Annotated in this window: 18 protein-coding genes; all 18 read right to left on the reverse strand. The window is 62.9% G+C overall.

What is annotated here, in order from left to right; all coding sequences use genetic code 11:
- Nucleotides 1-58: 58 nt before the first annotated feature.
- A complete protein-coding gene (locus tag MHX63_RS00895; RefSeq protein WP_255710130.1) occupies nucleotides 59-658 on the reverse strand; it encodes an adenine phosphoribosyltransferase in 600 nt (199 codons plus the stop codon).
- 95 nt (nucleotides 659-753) lie between these two features.
- Complete coding sequence (locus tag MHX63_RS00900; protein WP_239386801.1) at nucleotides 754-2,439, reverse strand: ABC transporter substrate-binding protein; 1,686 nt, start codon at nucleotides 2,437-2,439, stop codon at nucleotides 754-756.
- A 57-nt stretch (nucleotides 2,440-2,496) separates the two neighbouring features.
- Nucleotides 2,497-3,819, reverse strand: coding sequence for a protein translocase subunit SecF (gene secF / locus MHX63_RS00905; protein ID WP_239386803.1), 1,323 nt, complete (start codon nucleotides 3,817-3,819; stop codon nucleotides 2,497-2,499).
- The gene (secD, locus tag MHX63_RS00910) at nucleotides 3,820-5,727 is read right to left on the reverse strand and encodes a protein translocase subunit SecD (protein WP_239386805.1); all 1,908 of its coding nucleotides are present in this window, start codon (nucleotides 5,725-5,727) and stop codon (nucleotides 3,820-3,822) included.
- A gap of 113 nt (nucleotides 5,728-5,840) precedes the next feature.
- On the reverse strand, nucleotides 5,841-6,155 hold the full coding sequence (gene yajC / locus MHX63_RS00915) for a preprotein translocase subunit YajC (RefSeq protein ID WP_239386807.1): 315 nt from the start codon (nucleotides 6,153-6,155) through the stop codon (nucleotides 5,841-5,843).
- Nucleotides 6,156-6,200: 45 nt separating this feature from the next.
- Nucleotides 6,201-7,292: a Holliday junction branch migration DNA helicase RuvB gene (gene ruvB / locus MHX63_RS00920; protein ID WP_239386809.1), complete on the reverse strand. Its 1,092-nt coding sequence runs from the start codon at nucleotides 7,290-7,292 to the stop codon at nucleotides 6,201-6,203.
- A 50-nt stretch (nucleotides 7,293-7,342) separates the two neighbouring features.
- Nucleotides 7,343-7,978: a Holliday junction branch migration protein RuvA gene (gene ruvA / locus MHX63_RS00925; RefSeq protein ID WP_239386811.1), complete on the reverse strand. Its 636-nt coding sequence runs from the start codon at nucleotides 7,976-7,978 to the stop codon at nucleotides 7,343-7,345.
- Nucleotides 7,975-8,538, reverse strand: a complete 564-nt coding sequence (ruvC, locus tag MHX63_RS00930) for a crossover junction endodeoxyribonuclease RuvC (protein ID WP_239386812.1) — start codon at nucleotides 8,536-8,538, stop codon at nucleotides 7,975-7,977. Before ruvC ends, ruvA begins: the two co-directional genes overlap by 4 nt.
- Nucleotides 8,539-8,569: 31 nt before the next feature.
- Nucleotides 8,570-9,325, reverse strand: a complete 756-nt coding sequence (locus tag MHX63_RS00935; RefSeq protein WP_239386813.1) for a YebC/PmpR family DNA-binding transcriptional regulator — start codon at nucleotides 9,323-9,325, stop codon at nucleotides 8,570-8,572.
- Nucleotides 9,326-9,455: 130 nt separating this feature from the next.
- Nucleotides 9,456-10,043 (reverse strand): pyridoxal 5'-phosphate synthase glutaminase subunit PdxT, encoded by a 588-nt coding sequence (gene pdxT, locus MHX63_RS00940; protein WP_239386815.1) that lies wholly within the window; start codon nucleotides 10,041-10,043, stop codon nucleotides 9,456-9,458.
- A 4-nt stretch (nucleotides 10,044-10,047) separates the two neighbouring features.
- On the reverse strand, nucleotides 10,048-10,911 hold the full coding sequence (locus MHX63_RS00945; protein WP_239386817.1) for an acyl-CoA thioesterase II: 864 nt from the start codon (nucleotides 10,909-10,911) through the stop codon (nucleotides 10,048-10,050).
- Nucleotides 10,911-11,813, reverse strand: coding sequence for a pyridoxal 5'-phosphate synthase lyase subunit PdxS (pdxS, locus tag MHX63_RS00950; protein ID WP_370643948.1), 903 nt, complete (start codon nucleotides 11,811-11,813; stop codon nucleotides 10,911-10,913). The genes MHX63_RS00945 and pdxS overlap by 1 nt, the downstream gene beginning before the upstream one ends.
- A 102-nt stretch (nucleotides 11,814-11,915) precedes the next feature.
- Nucleotides 11,916-12,422: a hypothetical protein gene (locus MHX63_RS00955; RefSeq protein ID WP_239386819.1), complete on the reverse strand. Its 507-nt coding sequence runs from the start codon at nucleotides 12,420-12,422 to the stop codon at nucleotides 11,916-11,918.
- Nucleotides 12,419-13,600, reverse strand: coding sequence for a glycosyltransferase family 4 protein (locus MHX63_RS00960; protein WP_239386820.1), 1,182 nt, complete (start codon nucleotides 13,598-13,600; stop codon nucleotides 12,419-12,421). The genes MHX63_RS00955 and MHX63_RS00960 overlap by 4 nt, the downstream gene beginning before the upstream one ends.
- Nucleotides 13,597-14,565, reverse strand: coding sequence for a phosphatidylinositol mannoside acyltransferase (locus MHX63_RS00965; protein WP_239386822.1), 969 nt, complete (start codon nucleotides 14,563-14,565; stop codon nucleotides 13,597-13,599). The genes MHX63_RS00960 and MHX63_RS00965 overlap by 4 nt, the downstream gene beginning before the upstream one ends.
- Nucleotides 14,565-15,230, reverse strand: coding sequence for a phosphatidylinositol phosphate synthase (gene pgsA, locus MHX63_RS00970; protein ID WP_239386824.1), 666 nt, complete (start codon nucleotides 15,228-15,230; stop codon nucleotides 14,565-14,567). Before pgsA ends, MHX63_RS00965 begins: the two co-directional genes overlap by 1 nt.
- Nucleotides 15,231-15,263: 33 nt before the next feature.
- Complete coding sequence (locus MHX63_RS00975) at nucleotides 15,264-15,854, reverse strand: HIT domain-containing protein (RefSeq protein WP_239386826.1); 591 nt, start codon at nucleotides 15,852-15,854, stop codon at nucleotides 15,264-15,266.
- Between the two features lie 7 nt (nucleotides 15,855-15,861).
- Nucleotides 15,862-17,865 (reverse strand): threonine--tRNA ligase, encoded by a 2,004-nt coding sequence (thrS, locus tag MHX63_RS00980; RefSeq protein WP_239387140.1) that lies wholly within the window; start codon nucleotides 17,863-17,865, stop codon nucleotides 15,862-15,864.
- Nucleotides 17,866-17,986 lie beyond the last annotated feature (121 nt).

A 17,986-nucleotide genomic window follows, 5' to 3' on the forward strand; every position in this document is an offset into this window, starting at 1 on the left:
GCCTGTTTCTTCTCTTCTTTCTATGGACGCTACCTGCACCAATTACCCCTGGGGGTTATCAGACGGCCTGGTCGACCACGTAGAGCGGAAGATCCTTGAGACGATCGCGACCGTCCAACGCGGATACCTCTAGCACCACGCCCAGCCCGCAGACTTTCGCCCCGGCGTTTTCCAACAGCTCGCGTGAGGCGGCGAGGGTACCGCCCGTGGCTAGAACGTCGTCGATAAGGAAGACATTCTTGCCCTGCAGCGGGATGGTGTTGTCAGCCGGGATCTCTAGGGAGGCCGTGCCGTACTCCAAAGCGTAGTCCACGTGGTGGACAGGCGGCGGCAGTTTCCCGCCTTTTCGAACTGCCAGGATGCCCACGCCCAGTTCGTAGGCGACGGCACTTCCGAGCAGGAAGCCGCGGGCATCCAATCCGCCGATCAGATCGATGTCGAAATTGCGGCAGTGCTCGGCCAGGTCTTCCACCAAGAGCCTGAAGGAGTGCGGGTCTGCCAGCACGGGGGTCAGGTCTTCGAAGACAATGCCGCGGGAGGGGAAGTCTGGGACTACCCGGATGCTGCGGCGCAGCGCGCTTGCTGCAGTTTCTGCTCGCTGCGGTTTGCTGTCTTGGCCGGAGTGGTCAGGGTGGTCAGCGTGGTCGGCGGAAGTCAAGCTCTTGGGTCTCTTTCTCTCTTAGGACTGCGAGGGATCTGCGGCAGCACAGGCATTTCCTACCTTAACGGCCCAGGCAGCCTTACAGGTGGGGCTTACTTGCTGGGCTCGTCCTCTTCGGGAGCTGCGGGGGACTCGCTAGCTTCGGTCCCCTCAGCTCCGTCGTTGCCTTCGTCAGAGGCGCGGCCAGTCGCCACTGGCTCGTCGGATTCCACCCAGCGATCCATATTCCAGCTAACCCCTGTGTCCGAGGCGCTATCCAACACGTTAGCTGCATGAACCTCGGCAAGGATAGTGCGCGGCTCGGTGACCAGCGGCAGGGTCATGGCGTCGTCAGCCAACGCAGTCTCCGCACCCCGGATCTCCTTGAGCCCGGAGCCCGACGTGGCGTTCACCGCCGAATTCCGGCCGTTGGCCGCTCGGGTGTCAAGGGCTACGTCGTAATCCACGCCCAGCAGGCCGTAGTCATCGGCCGAGCGAGGCACGGGTTCGATATTTACCCCGGCCTCCGCGCACTGGGGCTTAAGGGCGTCAACAATCTTCTTATACCGCGGCACCGAATCGAGGAAGCCAACGCGGATAGTCATCCCGTTGAGCTTAGAGCGAGCCTCCTCGACCTTGACCTTGGTGTTCCGCCCATTGATGTCGTCCAAGTAGGCGCGCAGCGGGTGCTCGGTGCCGATTACCCGCAGGCCGGTTGGCTGCACAACGGCGCCGGTCTCTTCTTCCACGGCCTTAGCGATAGCCTCGCGGTCGATGCAGGCATTCAGGGCCTTGCGGGAGTTGGGATCCTGCAGCAGGCCAAGGTCGGAGATCCGCAGAGTGTCTACGCGCTCCGAGTTGCTCTCCACCACGCGGAACTCATCACTGTTGAGCCCGAGCTCCTCGGCTACCTTTCCAGGGGTTTCCCCCGCTCCGCGGTTGGTATCCACCACGGAAAGCTGGCTATGCTCCTCCAGCTTCTTGACGTCCGTCCCCTGCGGCCAGAGGTACACCGGAGACTGGGCGGGCTCTACGCCTTTCCACTCAGGATTCTTCTCCAGCTTCAGCGAGCCATCGTCTTTCCGGGCGGCAATCTTGTACGGCCCGAAGGTCGGCACCTGGGATGGATCAGTCTTCGAGAAGGTGAACACATCCTGCCAGGCCTTACCCAGCTCCGTCAGTGCTTGTTCGTCCTTAGTGTCGACGGCGGATACGACATCCTCCACCCCAGCCTTCTCGGCCACAGTGTGGGAAGGCAGCACCGTGCCGGGCCCAAACAGTTCCCGGTAGCGTTCACCGCGCTTGTCGGCGAAGTGCACGCTGAACTGTTTAGCGCCCGCTGCGCAGTCAATGTTCTCCACCTGGCCGAACAGCGGCATGTCGGAGCCGAAAAGGTCCGGGCGAGAGCTGGCCTGCAAGCTCAGCAGAAAGTCATCGCAGACTACCGGCTTGGAATCCGAGTAGGTGGCCTTCTCGTTGATGGTGTAGTCCACCTGTCGAGGATTCCCGGGCGCCGGCTTGGCCGTCACCAGGTCGCCGTTGGGCAGGTTCTGTCCGCGTGGGCCAGCTATGAAGGCTCCCGGGTAGAGGCGGGCAGAAATCTTCGCGGCATCCGTCGCCACCCCCACCGCGGTGCCCGCGTTGGAGGTCACCAGGTCGCTCGTCAGCACGTACCCAAACTGCTCCGGAGGGTTACTCAGCGGGGAGTCCCCGGAACAGGCAGCCAGCCCCGCTGCAGCGAGGGCTGCGGAGAGCGTCAAAGCTGCGGTAGACCGTACTGCATGCCGCTTGCGGTTCATTGGTCGCCTTCCTTTATCCAACACATCTCGGCGGTATAGAGCCTGCGGGCTTCCCGGTTACATGCCCGGACGCCAGGATCGTCCGGCGTCCTCGTTATGAGTTTCGCGCTTGAAGTCCTCCGTGGAATCATCTGCCAGGCGGGCGTTCGGGCTGGATACACTACGCTTTCCGGGCTTGTTCGACTCAGCTGCGTCCGCGCCTGCTGCGGAAGCGCCAACCTTTTCGTTGGCGCCTTCGGCGGTCTCCACTGCGGCGTCCTTATCAGAAGAGCCCTCCTGCGACGCGGCGAGGGAACGGGCGCGCTCCACTCGCGCCTCGTGCTGCTTGTACTTCTGTTGGCGCATCTTGAACGTCACCAGCAGCGGTGCGGCGAAGAAGATGGAGCTGAACGTACCGGCGATCACGCCGATGAACTGCACCAGAGCCAGGTCCTTTAGCGTGCCCACGCCCATGATGCCCACGGCCACAACCAGCAGCGAGGCGATCGGTACCAGGGAGAAGATGGAGGTGTTGATCGAGCGCATGATCGTCTGGTTGATGGCTAGGTTCGTTTCCTCTGCGTAGGTGGCGCGCGTGGAACCAAACAGGCCGGACGTGTTCTCTTGTACCTTGTCGAACACCACGACCGTATCGTAGAGCGAGTACGCCAGAATCGTCAGCAGGCCGATCACGGTAGCCGGCGAAACCTCGAAGCCGACCAACGCATAGATGCCGGAGACGACGGTGAGGTCGATCAACAGACAGATGATGGCGGCGGCGGCCATGTCGCGCTCCATGCGGATCGCGATGTAGAGGAAAACCGTCAGCAGGAATACGCCGAGGGCGATGAGCATCTTCTTGGTGATGCTGCTACCCCACGACTCAGAGACGGTGGAATCGCTAATCGCGTCCTGGGTGACCTCACCGACGTTGTTCTTCGGGTGGTACTCGTTGAACAACGCCGACCGAGCCTCGCGGATCTGCTCCTCGCTCAAGCGCTCAGAAGTAATCTCGATGGACTCGGCATCACCGCTACCGACAGTCTGGGTGGACTGCGGAGCGATGCCGGTGGCGTCCTCGAAGACCTCCGAAACGCTAGATTCGGTGGCCCCGCCTGCAGGCGGCATGGTCATACGGGTGCCGCCCTCGAAGTCGATGCCTAGAGTGAAGCCGCGTACGAGGATGGACAGCAGACACGCCACGACCACCGCAACGAGGATGCCATAGAGGCGACGGCGGTTCTGCACGATGGGGAACCCACCGTTGCCGTTGTAGAGCTTCTCGAAGAAGCCGGACGCCTCGGTATCGGGCGCGTCGACCGGGGTGGCTTCGGCCGCCGAAAGTTCCTTAGACTCCACGGCCTCGGACTCCTTCGCGCTTAGGGTTTCGGGGTTACTCATTTACTTCCCCTCCTTGTCGTCGGTGGCCGGGGTATCTGCCTTTGTGGACGCCTTGTCTTGCACATCATCCGGGTCTTCAGCCTTGTCAGCCTTCTCTGGCTTCTCGGCTTTATCTGCCTTCTTGGCCGACTTCGCTCGTACAGCATGCTCGTGGGGCTTTCGCCCGTACTTGCGCTCCGCAACGCGGTAGGCCGCGCCCAGGCCATTCAGGCTCGGCGAGGCGAAGTGCGGTCGGCGGGACATCAGGATCAGCAGTGGCGCGGTCAGCAGGAATGCCACCACCAGGTCAAACACGGTCGTCAGACCCAAGGTGAACGCGAAGCCCTTGACGTCGCCGACAGCCAGGAAGTAAAGGATCACAGCGGCGATTAGGGAGACGATGTTACCCGTGACGATCGTGCTGCGAGCCCGCTGCCAAGCGCGTGGCACTCCGGAACGGAACGTAGCACCATTCTTGATCTCGTCCTTGACCCTCTCGAAGTAGATGACGAAGGAGTCGGCCGTGGTGCCCAGGCCGATGATCAATCCGGCGATACCCGCCAGATCCAGGCTGTAGCCAATCCACCGTCCCAGCAGAACGATGAATCCGTACACCAGGGCGAACGCCGCGACGAGGGAAACGATAGCCACAACACCAAGTCCGCGGTAGTAGGCCAGTGCGTATAAGCCAACCAGAACCAGCCCCACCAGACCGGCGATGATGCCGGCCTTCAGGGAGGCAGAACCCAACGACGGGGAGATTGTGGTGGTAGTGCCGCCCGGCTCGCCGTTCTCACCGACGAAGCTCAGCGGAAGCGCTCCGTAGCGCAGGTTGTTAGCTAGGTCCTGGGCCTCCTTCTCGGAGAAGCTACCCGTGATCTGGGAGACTTCGCCCGGAGGTGTCGGCGACTGGATCTCCGGCGCGGAGATCACCTCGGAGTCCAAGGTGATGGCTACACGCTTACCCATCATCTGCTGGCCAAGTGCGTACCAGGTTTCGCCACCCGGGGTCTGCTCGCCGGTCTTGAATTTAAAGGTGATGGCCATCTGCGCAGAGTTCGGCTGCAGGCCGCCGGTAATCTGCGAGTTCGTGTCGATCATCTCACCCGTCAGACGCTCACCGTTTTTCTCATCGGTCTCGCCCTTCAGCAGCGGCGCCGGCCCCAGAACCATCGGCCCCTGCTCGCTACAGGTGACCAGCGGCTTGTCTGCATCATCGGAACCCGCCATCGGGTCGTTAGCTTCACAGTTCAACAAAGCGCCGGCTGCCTGCTGCTTGTTGCCATCCATGCTTTGGCGGTCAGCCTTCAGCACCTCGACCTGCTTGTCGCGGCGCGCCTGTTCCTCGACCGAATCCTTCGGCTCCGCCGGTGGCTTGGCGGATACCTTGAGCTCCTTCGGCGCGTCCTTCAGTCCGAGCTGTGGGAAGGCCTTAACCATTTGCCCAAGGCGCTCATTGGCGAAATCAGGGGTGATAATTCCGTTCTCCACCCAGCGATTCGCCATCTTCTTCAATGCCTGGGGGAAGTCCTTGGTGGGCTGCCCCGGCTGTGCTTCGGGGCGGAACAGCAGCTGCGAGGTCCTGCCCAGCGAGCGCGCCTCGCCTGCGTCCGAACCCGGAACAGTAATAACCAGGTTGTTGCTGTCCGTCACCACGGAGGCGCCGGAAACGCCCATGCCGTTCACGCGGTTTTCCAGAATCGTGCGTGCCTGGCTCAGTTGCTCTGGCGTGGGCGTATCCCCCTGCGGAACCAACGTCACTCGGGTACCGCCCTGCAGGTCGATGCCCAGCCTGGGCTCGAAGGATTTGTTTCCCGTAAACATGATCAAGCCCAGCACGATGAGGACGACCACCACGAATGCGGCGAGCGCCCGCTTCGGCCACGCGAAGCCGCCCTGTGCAGCAGTTCTCTTTTTCTTCTTTGCCACCGCTTTAAGTCTCCTGCAATCCAGTCGCGAGCATGCGCGACCGGTGTACTAAAAAATCTAACCCCGTGATACTAACGCCTGGGTTCGGACAAACGGAATACCGAACCAGCTAGTTAGTCGTCTTTTTCTTCCGTCAGCTGCGTCTCTTGCTGCGAGCCGGGCTCCACAGAGTCGACGGTCTCCAGGATGGACACCTTCTCCCACGTGGTAACTACGCCCGTTGCGATCTCCAGGTCGATGGTCGTATCCCCCACGTGGACCACGCGACCGTGCATGCCGGAGGTGGTCTTTACGACCATTCCCGGACCCAGCTGATCCTGAAACTGGCGGATCTCCTGAACCCGCTTATTTTGCTTGCGGATCTGGATCAGCGGCAAGCCGACGAACACAAATAGGACAAGGACGATGAGAATAATTTCAATTGGCATAGTGACAATTTTGCCATATGGCCTTCCCACATCCCCTTTGCCCCGCTATAGCCCGATTGTGCCTTCCGGTGGTTCGAAGCCGATGTGTCGCCACGCCGCCGCCGTCGCCACGCGCCCACGCGGAGTACGGCTCACCATTCCGGCTCGCACGAGGTAGGGCTCGCAGACTTCCTCGACCGTTGACGGTTCTTCACCTACCGCCAGTGCAAGGGTATTGACGCCCACAGGTCCACCGCCGTGGCCTTTCACCAAGGCTTCGATGACTGCCCGGTCGAGCCGATCCAGCCCAGATTCGTCGACGTCGAAAACCAGCAGCGCGGCGCGCGCCACCTCAACGGTGATCTTTCCGTCGGCATTCACATCCGCGAAGTCGCGCACTCGGCGCAACAGTCGGTTGGCGATACGCGGGGTTCCGCGGGAACGGGAGGCAATCTCCGCTGCGGCGTCACCAGTAATTTCAACTCCCAAGATCCCCGCAGCGCGCGTCACCACCCGGGTCAGGTCGGCGATGTCGTAGAACTCCATCTGGGCGGTGAAGCCAAAGCGATCACGCAGCGGTCCGGTGAGCATGCCCGCGCGGGTGGTGGCGCCCACCAGGGTGAACGGGGCGATCTCGATGGGGATGGACGTGGCGCCGGGGCCCTTGCCGACGATCACATCGATACGGAAGTCCTCCATGGCCATGTAGAGCATCTCCTCGGCGGGGCGGGCCATGCGGTGGATCTCGTCGATAAACAGCACGTCGCCCTCCATCAGGTTGGAGAGCATGGCGGCCAGATCGCCCGCCCGCTCCAGGGCGGGGCCGGAGGTCATGCGCAGGGAACTGCCGAGCTCCTGGGCGATGATCATGGCCATCGTGGTTTTGCCCAAGCCGGGCGGGCCGGCCAACAGCACGTGGTCGGGAGCTACTCCGCGGGAACGCGCGCCGCCCAGCACTAGATCCAGCTGCGTACGTACCTTCGGCTGACCGATGAACTCATCCAGTGACTTGGGGCGCAGCGAAGTATCAATGTCCGATTCCCCGGCGGATTGCTGCGGGTCCAGGTCCGCGTTCTGGGAGAAGCCTTGGCCGCCGGGTGCGGGGCCCGGCCCCACGCCCGGTGGAAGTTCAAACTCTGTGCGCTCGGTGTCGCTCATGGTCTCCAGTCTCCCCTATTCTTCAGCCGTGTACTAGCGCTTGCCTGTGCCTATTTAATTGCCGCCAGCGAAGCACGCAGTAGCCCGGAAGCATCCGGGGCTTGCGGGGCCGACCACTGAGTCAGCACCCCATCAATGGTGGTTCCAGCCTTCGACTCCGTGAACCCGAGCCCCACGAGCGCCTCGAGAACCTGTTCCCGCACATCCGTCGCCACGGCTTGGCCGTCACCTGCAACGCCGGCGGCGCCAGCCGCCCCGGCTTCCCCGGCATCAGCGGTCTCCCCCAGATCTGCCACCTTGCCCTTCAGATCCACAGCCATGCGTTCGGCCAGGCGCTTGCCCACGCCCGGAGCCTTCTGCAGGGTCTTGTGATCGCCGTTGGATACCGCTCGGGCGAGTTCCTGCGGGCTAATAACCGACAGGATCGCCAACGCCAAGCGTGCGCCTACGCCGGAGACGGACTGCAGGGTGGAGAAGGCGCGCTTCTCGTCCGCATCCTTGAATACGTACAGCGTCTGCGAGTCCTCGCGCACCACCATCGCGGTCGTCACGAAAACTTCCTCGCCTCTCGGCAGCTCCGCGATCGTGGTAGCGGTGCCTGTGCATTGATAGCCCACGCCCGCGCACTCGATGATGACGTAGTCCAGTCCTTTATCAATCACGGTTCCGCGCAGCGATGCGATCATGGTTTCCCCTTTACTAGATGGTTCAGTGGCGCCCGCCAGCAATGGCACACGGCCAGAGCCAGTGCATCGGCCGCATCCGGTGGTTTCGGTGCTTCACTTAGCCCCAAGATGCGGGTAATCATGCGCGTCATTTGCGCCTTATCCGCCCGGCCGTTGCCGCTGATGGACTTCTTTACCTCGCTGGGGGTGTACATGTGCACATCTACCCCGCGTCTGGCGGCGGCCAGCATCAGTACGCCGGATGCATGGGCGGTGTTCATCACTGTGGAGACGTTCGAGCGTTCGAATACGCGCTCCAGCGCCACAACGTGTGGCTGGTAGTCGTCAAACCACTCCTCCACCGCATTGAAAAGCTTGTTGAGGCGCTGCTCTACCGGCATGTCCGACGGAGTGCGCACCACCCCCACGGCCACGGGGTACACGGCCCGCCCCTTCCCCGCCTGCACCACGGATAACCCGCAGCGCGTTAGCCCGGGGTCTATCCCCATGACGCGCAGCCCGGCCAGGGAGGTCGGGCCTCCGGCGGGGCTGCCCCAGGCAGAATTATGTGGAGTGTTCATCGTGCAGCCAAGAATAGCACACGTGTTTTAATTACTCGCTGTCCAGCTCCGCCAGCACGTCATCCGACAGGTTCATGTTGGTGAACACGTTCTGCACGTCGTCGGAATCCTCCAGCGCGTCGATCAGGTTGAACACCTTCTTCGCGGTGGTGGCATCCGCCGGAACCTCCATGGACGCGCGGAAGTCCAGCTCGATGGAGTCGTAATCGATCCCGGCTTCCTTCAGCGCATCGCGCACGGCGTTGATGTCGGAGGATTCGCACACGACCTCGAACTTCTCGCCGATATCGTTGACCTCTTCCGCGCCGGCGTCCAGCACGGCGAGCAGGATGTCGTCCTCGGTGTTCTCGCCCTTGTCCAGCACTGCCACGCCCTTGCGGGTGAACAGGTAGGAAACGGAGCCCGCGTCCGCCATATTGCCACCGTTCTTGTTCATGGCGGTGCGCACATCGGTGGTGGCGCGGTTGCGGTTATCAGTCAGGCACTCGATGAGCATGGCCACACCGTTCGAGCCGTAGCCTTCGTACATCACGGTTTCCCAGTTAGCGCCACCGGCCTCTTCGCCGGAGCCGCGCTTGCGGGCGCGCTCGATGTTGTCGTTGGGCACCGAGGACTTCTTGGCCTTGGTGATCGCGTCCTGCAGCGTCGGGTTCGCGCTGGGGTCACCACCACCGGTACGGGCCGCCACTTCGATGTTCTTAATCAGCTTGGCGAACTCCTTGCCACGCTTTGCGTCGTTGGCAGCCTTCTTGTGCTTGGTAGTTGCCCATTTGGAGTGGCCGGCCATGATCCTCTTTCGGTAGTCGGGTTCGTCTGTTTCGTTTCCATACTAGACCCCCACGGTATAGCCGCCGTCACGCACGTCGCTTTTTCTTTATGACGCCCCTACGCCCCTAACCGCTGAACCTATGCGGCAGCTATTCCACGCCGTACTGCTTGACCATTCGCAGGAAATACTCGTGCACGCGGTCATCCTCGGAAAGCTCCGGGTGAAAGCTGCATCCCAGCGCGTTGCCTTGCTGCACGCCGACGACCGTGCCATCCGGCAAGGTGGACACCACCTCGACCCCATCCCCCACTTCTTCCACCTTGGGAGCGCGAATAAACACGGCCTCGACGGGCGTGTCGATATCTCCGTACGGCAGCTGGGTCTCGAAGGAGTCCATCTGGCGGCCGAAGGCGTTGCGCCGCACTGTGATGTCCATGGCGTGCAAGCTGTGGGCGTCATTACGAGTGTCTAAGACCCGATCAGCCAACAGAATCAGCCCAGCGCACGTGCCGAACACGGGAAGGCCGTTGGCAACCAGCGTCCGCAGAGGCTCAAGCATTCCGCCGAGTTCCAGCAGCTTGGACATGGTGGTGGACTCCCCGCCGGGCATGATCAGCCCGTCGAGGCCCTCCAGGTGCTCGGGGCGGCGAACGGCACGAGCCTCGTGGCCCAGGCGTTCGATGCTGCGCATGTGCTCAACGAAGCCGCCTTGCACGCTCAACACGCCAATGATCATCGGCCTACTGCTCCTTCAGTGGCACCGATTGGGCGCCGTCGCGCAGGGTGCGAGTCAGCCCCTCCTGGGTGACCACGGCCACCAGGTCGCCTTGTTGGTTGAAGATCCGCCCGTGCGTCAGCGCACGGCCACCGTGGGCGGACGGGGAAACCTGGTCGTACAACAGCCACTCGTCGGCGCGGAAGGGGCGCAGGAACCACATGGCGTGGTCCAGCGAGGCCTCCTGGAACTCAGCCGGACGGTGCGGCACCAGCGCGGACGACAGCAGAGTCATGTCCGACATGTAGGCCAGGGTGCAGACGTGCAGGGTGTCGATGTCCGGCAGCTTGGACTTCGTGCGGAACCACACTACCTGCTGGGAGGCCGTGTACTTGTTGTGCTCGTAGTCCTCCGGCGGAACGATGCGCACGTCCCAGTCGGCCCACTCGTCGCGGAACAGCCGCTGGACGCGGGTCAGCGACTCAGTATCCACTTCGATAGATTCCGGGTCCGGCACAGCGCGCATCTCATCGGAATGCTGCGGGCCGTGGTCGTCGCGGATGTGAAAGCTGGCCTGCATGCTGAAGATCGCCTTGCCGTCCTGCACTACTTTCACAGAACGGGAGACGAAGGATCGACCGTCGCGCACACGGTCGACCAAGAACACCGTCGAGGCATCGGGATTGCCTGGACCGACGAAGTAACCGTGCAGGGAGTGCACGGCGAAATCCTCGCTGACGGTGCGGGTGGCCGCCACCAAAGCTTGCGCGGCAACCTGGCCGCCGTACGTGCGCGCCAGCTTCGACGGCAGCGGGCTGCCGCGGAAAATGTCGCGGTCGATGCGCTCTAGATCCAGGACATCCAGGATCTTCGGACGGTGCGGAGCCATTACCAGCCGCGCTCCGCGAGGCGGTGCGGCTGCGGGATATCGTCGACGTTGATGCCAACCATGGCCTCGCCCAGGCCGCGGGAGACCTTGGCGATGGTCGCCGGGTCGTCGTAGTTCTGGGTAGCCTGCACGATGGCGCGGGCACGCTGCTCCGGGTTGCCGGACTTGAAGATGCCGGAGCCAACGAAGACACCTTCGGCGCCCAGCTGCATCATCATCGCAGCGTCGGCCGGGGTGGCGATGCCGCCAGCGGTGAACAAAACGACCGGCAGCTTGCCGTTGGCAGCAACCTCGCGCACCAGCTCGTAGGGAGCCTGCAGCTCCTTGGCGGCCACGTACAGCTCGTCCTCGGCCATGGAGGTCAGACGGTTGATCTCTGCACGGATGGTGCGCATGTGGGTGACTGCGTTCGAAACATCGCCGGTGCCGGCCTCGCCCTTGGAGCGGATCATGGCCGCACCCTCGTTAACGCGGCGCAGCGCCTCGCCCAGATTGGTAGCACCGCAGACGAAGGGAACCTCGAAGTCGAACTTGTCGATGTGGTTCTTGTAGTCGGCCGGGGTGAGCACCTCGGATTCGTCGATGAAGTCCACGCCCAGGGACTGCAGAACCTGTGCCTCGACGAAGTGGCCGATGCGGGCCTTTGCCATAACCGGGATCGATACAGCATTGATGATGCCCTCAATCATGTCCGGGTCGGACATGCGGGAAACGCCACCTTCGGCGCGAATATCGGCGGGCACGCGCTCCAAAGCCATAACGGCGGTGGCGCCGGCATCCTCGGCGATCTTTGCCTGCTCTGGGGTAACGACGTCCATGATCACGCCGCCCTTGAGCATGTCGGCCAGGCCGCGCTTCACGCGAGCGGTACCGGTGTTCGCAGCAGAAGAGTTATTGGTCACGATGCTTAACTTCCCATCTATGAAGAATTTTAGATCTGTTCTAGTCTAACCTGTCTACTTTCCAATCCCACTATCGGGATTAGATTAAAACTCGCTCTCCGTTTAGCCCCCGCTGCCGGCGGAATCTTCGCTGGGCGCGGGGCTGGACAAAAGGGCTTCGTAGTACTCCGGTAAGGGCGCCCTGCCGGCCAGGCGCAGTGCACGCACCAGCGGACGGGAACGCACGCTCAAGGTATCGGAGACCGCATCGTTGTAAAAGCGCGCTGCCAGGTCTACCTTCGCCGAGGCCTCCAGGAAGCTAGGGTTAGCCCACACCTGCGAATCCAGCTCGCTCAGCAGCTCGTTCTCCGCCTCGCTGCGCGCGCCCATGTCAGTGGCCCGCAGTGCTACTCGGTTCACATGCGCCACATCCTGTCCTAACTCCGGCTGCAGTGTTGCAACCACACTGGAGCGGGAATGCAGCGCCCCCTCCAAGCTCACGCGCGCAGAGTCCGTGCGGATATGCAGGCGGTTCAGCCGGCTGGCCATGCCGGAGGCCCACACGCCCACAACGGCTGCGAGAATCAAAACTAGCGCGATGATGAAAACCCACACGGGAATTGTGATCATGCCAGTGCCACCTTTCGCCCCTTGACCGTCACCGTGTCATACACCTGTTCCACCTGGTCGGTTACCGTCTGCCAGTCGAAATCCATGGCGCGCCGCGCTCCGGCCTCGATGAGCCTGCTACGCCCCTCGTCGTCACGCAGTAGACCGATAGCCTTCTCCGCCAGGTCCTGGGCCGAACCATTGCGGAACAGGCGCGCGGACTTACCGTGCTGGCCGACGGCTTCAAAGGCTGGAATGTCGCTGGCTAGCACCGATGCCCCGGCTGCCATGCCCTCCACCAGGACGATGCCGAAGCTTTCGCCGCCTGTATTCGGGGCCACGTAAACATCACTTGCGCTCAGCGCGCTGGCCTTGTCCGCGTCACTGACACGCCCGAGAACGCGCACGTGGGCGTCACTAGACTTCGCGCTAGGCGCCAGCCCCACACAGACGGACAGGCCGAGCTTCCTTACCCGCTCGACCAGGGCGTCGATGTCGCCGCCACCGGCGATCAGCAGCTCCACGTCCGGCACTTCCGCGACGATCCGCGGCATGGCCTCCAGCAGGATCTGCAGGCCCTTGCGGGGCTCCTCGAAACGACCCAGGAACATCAGGCGCGGACGCGGCCGGGGCTGTTCGAGCGTGCCCAGCCCGGCCAGGGGTTCAGCGTTCCGGTAGACGGAAGTCTCCACGCCGTTGGGAATCAGCACCGGGTCGCCTGCCAGGTTTTCCACCTGCCAACGGCGGGCCTCCTCACTTACCGCGATGCCACCGTGAATACGCTCCAGGTAGGGTCGCAGGAAAGGCAGCGCCATTTTCAAGATCTTCGACTCGCTGGCCGAGGCGTGATACGTCGCCACGATCGGCCCCTCCGCAACGGCCATCGCCATCATCGAATACGACGGGGAGTTCGGCTCGTGGATGTGTAAAAGGTCGAACTGATTGTCGCGGATCCACTGCTTCAGGTGCTTCTTCGTCCGCGGACCAAAGCTCAGTCGAGCGACTGAGCCGTTGTAGCGAATCGGAATGCTGGAGCCACCCAGCTCCACAAAATCCGGCAGCCCCTCGGTGGATTTGCCGGGGCCGATCAGGCTGACTTCGTGGCCGCGCTTGCGTAGCTCGGTGCACAGGTCGATGGCGTGGATCTGCACGCCGCCCGGTTCGTCGAAGGAATACGGGCAGACCATTCCTATCCTCATTGGTCCTGCCCTTCCGTCGGGCTGTCGTCACCCAACCCCATGCGTTTGCGGCGTGCCTCCGATAGGTCCGAGAACCACAACGGCTGTAGCATGTGCCAATCCTGAGGGTCCATGGCGATGCCGCGGGCGAAGTTATCCGCCATCTGCTGCACGACCTGCTGGAGGCTCCGTCCCTCCACCTCTACGGAAGTGACCTCGTGCTCCCAGGTCTCCGGCGTGCCCCGCCGCTCGGGACGAGGATCCGTCGAACCGCCTCGAAAGGCCACGCGCGCGGTGAACAGGTTCGCCCCGGTGCGCTGCGCCAGCAAGGCCGCTCCGGCGGGCATAGAGGTCTTCTCCCCGAAGAACTCCACCTCCACCCCGTGGCCGGTCAGGTCGCGCTCCCCCATCAGACACACGGTTCCGCCGCCGCGCAACACTTCCTCCATCCGTTCCAAGGGCGGCACGTCCGCGCCTGTCAGCGCGATGATTTCAAAGCCCAACGACTCGCGGTACTCCACGAACGCTTCGAACAGGATCTCCGGTTTCAGGCGCTCGGCCACGGTGGTGAAGGTTCCGTAGTGGTGCACCAGCCATACCCCGGCCATGTCCCAGTTGCCCGCGTGTGGCAGGGCAATGACGGTGCCCCGACCGGATTCGGCGCTCGCGTGCAGCAGCTCCAGCGAGCCGGGTACGAAGTTACGGTTCAGCTCTTCCGCCAGCTCACGCCCGGCCATGGCCGGCAGCTGGAAGGCCTCGCGCCAATAGCGCATGTAGCTGCGCATGGAACGGCGTACCAGGTCGCGCGTCACGTTTTCCGGCCCCACTATGTGGGCGAGGTTGCGGCGTAGTTGTTCTGGGCCTTTACCCTTTTTGGACGCCACGTCCGCGCCCCATTCAAACAACGCTTTCGCCACCGGTTTCGGCAGCTTGGAGGTTATCTTCCAGCCGGCGATATACGCCGCGGCCGACAGCCGCTCACCCATTAGTCTTCACTCCCCTCGGCGGAGAACTCGCGGGCTCCTTCGGGTGCCGCGATGGTCTGGGACGCGGCGTCCGAACGAGCGACAATAACCAGTCGCTCGACAACCGTGTACAGCGAACCAGCGGCGAGAATCCACAGTCCCCACGCCAAGACGTGCGGCACTCCGAGGCCGCCGATGCCTACGGCGACCAGGGAGATGATGAGGCGCTCTGGGCGCTCGATGAGCCCGCCGACTACCTTGATGCCCGAGGCCTCCGCGCGGGCTTTGACGTAGCTGGTGACCTGGCTGGCGACAAGGATGACCAGGCAGACGCTCATCATCACCACGTTCGCGGGCTCCTGCAGGCCAAACCAGAGAACCAGGGCGCCGAAGATGGCGCCGTCGCTGAGGCGGTCGCAGGTGGCATCTAGCGTGGCGCCGAAGCGAGTGCCGCCGCCACGCATGCGAGCCATCGTGCCGTCGACCATGTCGGTGGCGACCGTAAGGCCGATGAGTACGGCGGCGGCGAAGTGGTGACCGGAGGGAATCAGCCAGAGCGCGAAACCGATCGCCAGCAGGGTGCCGAAAACGGTTACTGCGTTGGGGGTAATCCCCATCTTGTGCAGCACCCGGGCGATCGGTTCAATGATGACCGCGGCGGGGCCACGGCCGTGCACGCTAAGCATCGCTGAAGTTATTCTCCCTAATGGTTTGAACCGCTAGTCGGTGGAACGGGTAACGCTTTTCCAGGCCTCTGCCAGCAGCGCTCGGGTCTCCCGCAGCGTCTGCGGCAGTACCTTGGTGCCCGTCATGACTGTCATGAAGTTAGCATCACCAGCCCACCTAGGCACTATATGTTGGTGCAGGTGTGTCGGAATGGATCCGCCGGAGGCCTTGCCCAAGTTAAGGCCTACGTTCACCGCCTCGGGATTGGAAACTGCCCGCAATGCCTGCAGCGCAATCTTTGTAAACTCCGCCAGTTCCGCCGTTTCTTCAATGCTGAGCTCCGTATAGTCAGCCACTTGGCGATAAGGAACCACCAGCATGTGGCCGGGGTTATACGGGTACAGGTTCAGCACGCAATAGACAGATCTTCCCCGGGCGACAATCAGGGCCTCTTCGTCCGAAAGTTCCGGCAGCGTGGCAAAGGGGTCGGCGGACCGTTTGGATTTGGCGATGTACTGGGAGCGATAGGGTGCCCACAGTCGCTCCAGCCCGCCTTGCAGGTCCGGTTGGGAGCCTACGCCTGAATCCACATACGGTTCGGTCTGCTGTTTCGGTTGTCGCTGCTGCTCCGTTTGCTGCCCCACTGCTGTCTTAAGCCTCCACCAGTGGCTGGATCAGCTCCGAGCTCGGTTGGTCATTGCGGCGCTCAGCGATCCAGGTAGAGATGATGCGCAGCGCCTCCTCGCGCGGCACGCCATTGACTTGGGTGCCGTCCAGGAAGCGGAAGCTTACAGCGTTCGCCTCTACATCGCGGCCACCGACGAGCAGCATGAAAGGCACCTTGCCGGTGGTGTGATTGCGGATCTTCTTCTGCATGCGGTCGTCGGAGGTGTCAACCTCCGCACGCATGCCCTGCGCGCGCAGATCTGCGGCGAAGCTCTCCAGGTACTCGTTGAATTCATCAGCGACCGGGATGCCGACGACCTGGTGCGGCGCCAGCCACGCGGGGAACGCACCGGCGTAGTGCTCCAGCAGCACGCCGAAGAAGCGCTCGATGGAGCCGAACAGCGCGCGGTGGATCATGATCGGGCGCTGCTTGGAGCCATCCGGGGCGGTGTACTCCAGGTTGAAGCGCTCCGGCAGGTTGAAGTCCAGCTGCACGGTGGACATCTGCCAGGTTCGCCCGATGGCATCGCGAGCCTGGACGGAGATCTTCGGGCCGTAGAAGGCCGCGCCCGCCGGGTCCGGAACCAGTTCCAGGCCGGACTTAGTGGCCACTCGTTCCAGGGTTTCGGTGGAGCGCTCCCAGATCTCGTCCGTACCCACGAACTTGTTCGGATCCTTGGTGGAGAGCTCCAGGTAGAAGTCGTCCAGTCCGTAGTCGCGCAGCAGGGAGATGATGAACTCCAGCACCGTGGTCAGTTCCTGCTCTAGCTGGTCCTCGGTGCAGTAGATGTGCGCGTCGTCCTGGGTGAAACCTCGGGCACGGGTGAGGCCGTGAATCACACCGGACTTTTCGTAGCGGTACACCGTGCCGAACTCGAACAGGCGCAGCGGCAGCTCGCGGTAGGAGCGTCCACGCGAGGCGAAGATCAGGTTGTGCATCGGGCAGTTCATGGGCTTGGCGTAGTAGTCCTGCGCAGGCTTAGTGACGTTGCCCTCGTCGTCGGTTTCCCCGTCCAACTGCATAGGCGGGAACATGCCGTCGGCGTAGAAGTCCAGGTGACCGGACTTCTGGAACAAATCGCCCTTCGTAATGTGCGGGGTGTTGACGAAGCTGTAGCCCGAGGCGATGTGACGCTTGCGGGAGTGCTCCTCCATTTCCAGGCGCACAATACCGCCGTCCGGGTGGAATACCGGGAAGCCGGAGCCAATCTCGTCGGGGAAGCTGAACAGATCCAACTCCTGGCCCAGGCGACGGTGGTCGCGCTTTTCGGCCTCCTCCATCATCGTCTGGTATTCCGCCAGGGCTTCCTTCGACTCCCAGGCGGTGCCGTAGATGCGCTGCAGTCCGGCCTTGGACTGGTCACCACGCCAGTAGGCGGCGGAAGAACGGGTCAGGGCGAAAGCCGGGATGTAGCGGGTGGTCGGCACGTGCGGGCCGCGGCAGAGGTCGTACCACTCGACCTCCCCGGTGCGCGGATTCACGTTGCTGTAGGCGGTCAGCTCGCCGGTTCCGACCTCGGTGGCTTCGTCGGAGTCCGGATCCACATTGCCCTTGTCGGCAATCAGTTCGGTCTTGAAGGGCTCGTCTGCGTATTCCGCGCGAGCCTGCTCTGCGTCGGCATAAGCCTTGCGCTCGAACTTCTGGCCGGACTTGATGATCTTCTTCATCGTCTTTTCCAGCTTGTTCAGGTCCTCCGGGGTGAAGGGTTCTGCAACCTGGAAGTCGTAATAGAAACCATTGTCGATGGCCGGGCCGATGCCCAGCTTGGTACCGGGGAATTCCTTCTGTACTGCCTGCGCGAGCACGTGGGCGCAGGAGTGGCGGATTACACCCCGACCCTCATCGGTGTTCGCCGGAACGGCGGCCACTTCCGCGTCCTGCTGGGGCGCCCAGGAGAGGTCGCGCAGCTGGCCGGCATCCTCCCCCTCGGTCTCCTTCACACAAACGATGGCTTCCGGCCCCTTGTTGGGAAGGCCCAGCTCGCGCATGGCGGCGCCGGCCGGGGTACCGGCCGGAACTCGGAAAGTAACGACGCCTGGGGTGTTTTCGGGGGTACTCACTTGTGGATCGTGCTCCTTCTCGGGCTTTAGTGACGGTCACATACCTGGT

The sequence above is a fragment of the Corynebacterium sp. ACRQK genome, assembly GCF_022345965.1.
Lineage (GTDB): Bacteria > Actinomycetota > Actinomycetes > Mycobacteriales > Mycobacteriaceae > Corynebacterium.